Below are 3,151 nucleotides of genomic sequence, written 5' to 3' on the forward strand. Positions count from 1 at the left end.
GCCCGAGGCCCCGCCCCGGCGGCCGCCTCCGGGCCGCGTGCCCCGCGTCGCGCCGCGATCCTCGGCGGGAACCGCACGCCGTTCGCGCGCGCCGGGAAGGCCTACGCGCAGGCCTCCGCCCAGGACCTGCTGGTCGCCGCCATCGACGGTCTCGTCGCGCGGCACGGGCTGGCCGGTGAGCAGCTCGGCGAGGTCGTCGCCGGTGCCGTCCTCAAGCACAGCAAGGACCTCAACCTCACGCGCGAGGCGGTGCTCTCCACGGCCCTGTCGCCGAGCACCCCCACCTACGACGTCGCCCAGGCCTGCGGGACGGGGCTCGAGGCCGCCGTCCTGCTCGCCAACAAGATCGCCCTCGGGCAGGTCGAGTCGGGCATCGCGGGGGGCACCGACTCCGCGAGCGACGCCCCGATCGCGGTCGACGACGGGTTGCGGCGCGTCCTGCTCGCCCTGTCGCGGGCGCGCACGCCGCAGCAGCGCCTGGCCGCCCTCGCCCGCTTCCGCCCGCGCCAGGTGCTGCCCGCGACCCCGCGGGTGGCCGAGCCGCGCACGGGGCTGTCGATGGGGGAGCACGCGGCCCGGACCGCCGTGCAGTGGGGCGTGCGCCGCGAGGACCAGGACCTGCTGGCCCTGGAGAGCCACCGCCACCTCGCCGAGGCCTACGACCGGGGGTTCTTCGACGACCTCCTCACGCCCTACCTCGGGCTGCGCCGCGACGACACCCTCCGCCCCGACACCTCGCTCGAGAAGCTCGCCGCCCTGCCGCCGGTCTTCGGCCGCGACGGTGACGGCCCCGCGACCATGACCGCCGGGAACTCCACGCCCCTGACCGACGGCGCCGCCGTCGTGCTGCTCGCCTCCGACGAGTGGGCGGCCGCGCACCGCCTCGACGTGCTCGCGCACCTGGTGGACGCGCAGACGGCCGCCGTGGACCACGTGCGCGCGGGGGAGGGGCTGCTCACCGCCCCCGTGTTCGCCGTGCCGGAGCTGCTGCGCCGCAACGGCCTGACGCTCGACGACCTCGACCTCGTCGAGATCCACGAGGCGTTCGCCTCGACCGTGCTCGCGACGATGGCCGCGTGGGAGGACGAGGAGTTCTGCCGCACGCGGCTCGGGCTCGACGGGCCGCTCGGCACGGTGGACCGCAAGAAGCTCAACGTGGCGGGCTCCTCCCTCGCCACGGGTCACCCGTTCGCCGCGACCGGCGCGCGCATCCTGGCCTCCACCGCGAAGCTCCTCGCCGAGCGCGGGGGCGGCCGCGCGCTCATCTCGATCTGCGCCGCGGGCGGTCAGGGGATCGCCGCACTGGTGGAGGCCTCGTGAGCGCCCCTGTCGACGCCTACGCGCAGTTCGTGCGGCAGGGCCCCGGTGCCGCGCTCGCGCGACGCCTCGGTGCTCCGCGGCCGGCCGCGCTGCGGCGGTTCCGCCCCGGCGCGCCGCTGCTGACGGGTCCCGCGGTCGTGATCGGGGCCGCCGCGGCCCCGCACGCGGACGACGTCGCGCGCTGGCTCGCGGCCGCGGGAGCCGACGTCGCGGCCGCTCCCGAGGCGACCGAGGAGCGGTTCGGGGCCGTCGTGCTCGACGCGTCCGCCGTGCGGACCACGGCCGAGCTGGCGTCGCTGCGCGAACCCCTCGCCCCGGCGTTCCGCCGCCTCGCCGTCGGCGGCCGCGTCGTCGTGCTGGGGGCCGTCGTCGCCGAGACGGCCACGGTCGAGGCCGCCGCGGTGCAGCAGGCCCTGGAGGGGCTGGTGCGCACGCTCGGCAAGGAGGCCCGCTCGGGCGGCACGGTGAACCTGCTGCGGGTCGGCGAGGCCGCCGGGCAGGCCCTGCGGGGCCCGCTGGAGTTCCTCGTCTCGGCCCGCGCCGCGTTCGTGTCCGGGCAGGTCCTCGAGGTCGGCGCGGCCCGCGCAGCGCAGACGCCCGGAGCGCGCACGGCCGTCGTGACCGGTGCGGCGCAAGGGATCGGCGCCGCGATCGCGGAGGTGCTCGCGCGGTCGGGCACCCACGTCGTGTGCGTCGACCTGGCGGCGCAGGGCGAGCAGCTCGCCCGGATCGCCAACCGCGTCGGCGGTTCCGCGCTGCACCTGGACATCACGGCCGGCACCGCGCCGTCCGCCCTCGCCGAGCACCTGCTGCGCCGCCACGGCGGCGTCGACGTCGTCGTCCACAACGCGGGCATCACGCGCGACCGCTCCTTCGTCAACCTCGACGAGGGCGGCTGGACCTCCGTCCTCGACGTGAACCTGCGCGCTCCGCTGCGCCTCACCGACGGCCTGCTCGCCCGTGAGGGGGCGCTGCGGCGCGGGGCCCGCGTCGTGCAGCTGTCGTCGATCAACGGCATCGCCGGCGCGAAGGGGCAGGCGAACTACGCCGCCAGCAAGGCAGGGGTCATCGGGATGGTGCGCGCCCTGGACACCCGGCTCGCCGCGAACGGGGGTGCGGCGAACGCCGTGGCGCCCGGGTTCGTCGAGACCGCGATGACCGCGCGAATGCCGCTGCTGCCCCGCGAGCTCGGCCGGCGCGTGAACTCGCTGCAGCAGGGCGGTCTGCCCGTCGACGTCGCCGAGGCGGTGGCCTTCCTGGCCGACCCCGCCGCGGCGGGCGTGTCGGGGCAGGTGCTGCGCGTCTGCGGCCAGAACCTGCTGGGGGCGTGACCGTGACCGCAGCACCGTCCTCGCCCGGGGTGCGCGTCCTGGAGCGCGCCCCCGCGCTGGGACGCACCTACGTGCGCTCCCTCGTGAGCCCCCGGACCTCGGGGGCGCTCGACCTCCCGCGCCGGGCCGTGGAGCTGCGCGGCGTGCGGGCCGACGCGGGGCAGCTCGCGGCCTTCGCGCGCCTGTGCGGCTTCCCCCTGCGCGACGAGCTCCCGCTGCCGTTCCCCCACCTGCTGGGCTTCGGCCTGCAGGTGGACCTCCTGGTGCGCGAGCCGTTCCCCTTCCGGCTGCTGGGGCTCGTGCACGTGCGGCAGGAGTTCGAGCAGCACCGGCCGCTGGGGGCGACCGAGCGGTTCGACGTCCGCGTCCGGGCCGCGGGCCTGCGCCCGCACCGGCGCGGCGCGACCGTCGACCTCGTCACCGAGGTGCGGGCCGCGGGCGCGGAGGCGGACGTCGTGTGGCGCGGCCTCAGCCGCTACCTGGCGCGCGGGGTCGCCTTC

The 3,151-nt window shown here is 77.6% G+C and carries 2 protein-coding genes and 1 pseudogene; all 3 read left to right on the forward strand.

Going from position 1 to position 3,151, the window contains the following annotated elements:
• Positions 1-1,320: acetyl-CoA C-acetyltransferase (locus GTR02_RS20880; RefSeq protein WP_205709746.1), on the forward strand; the 1,320-nt coding region annotated here is incomplete at its 5' end.
• A complete protein-coding gene (locus GTR02_RS20885) occupies positions 1,317-2,651 on the forward strand; it encodes a 3-oxoacyl-ACP reductase (RefSeq protein ID WP_166609397.1) in 1,335 nt (444 codons plus the stop codon). The genes GTR02_RS20880 and GTR02_RS20885, both read left to right, overlap by 4 nt.
• 2 nt (positions 2,652-2,653) lie before the next feature.
• A pseudogene (locus tag GTR02_RS20890) lies at positions 2,654-3,151 on the forward strand (hypothetical protein); the annotation flags it as partial.

Source organism: Kineococcus siccus (assembly GCF_009906795.1).
GTDB lineage: Bacteria > Actinomycetota > Actinomycetes > Actinomycetales > Kineococcaceae > Kineococcus > Kineococcus siccus.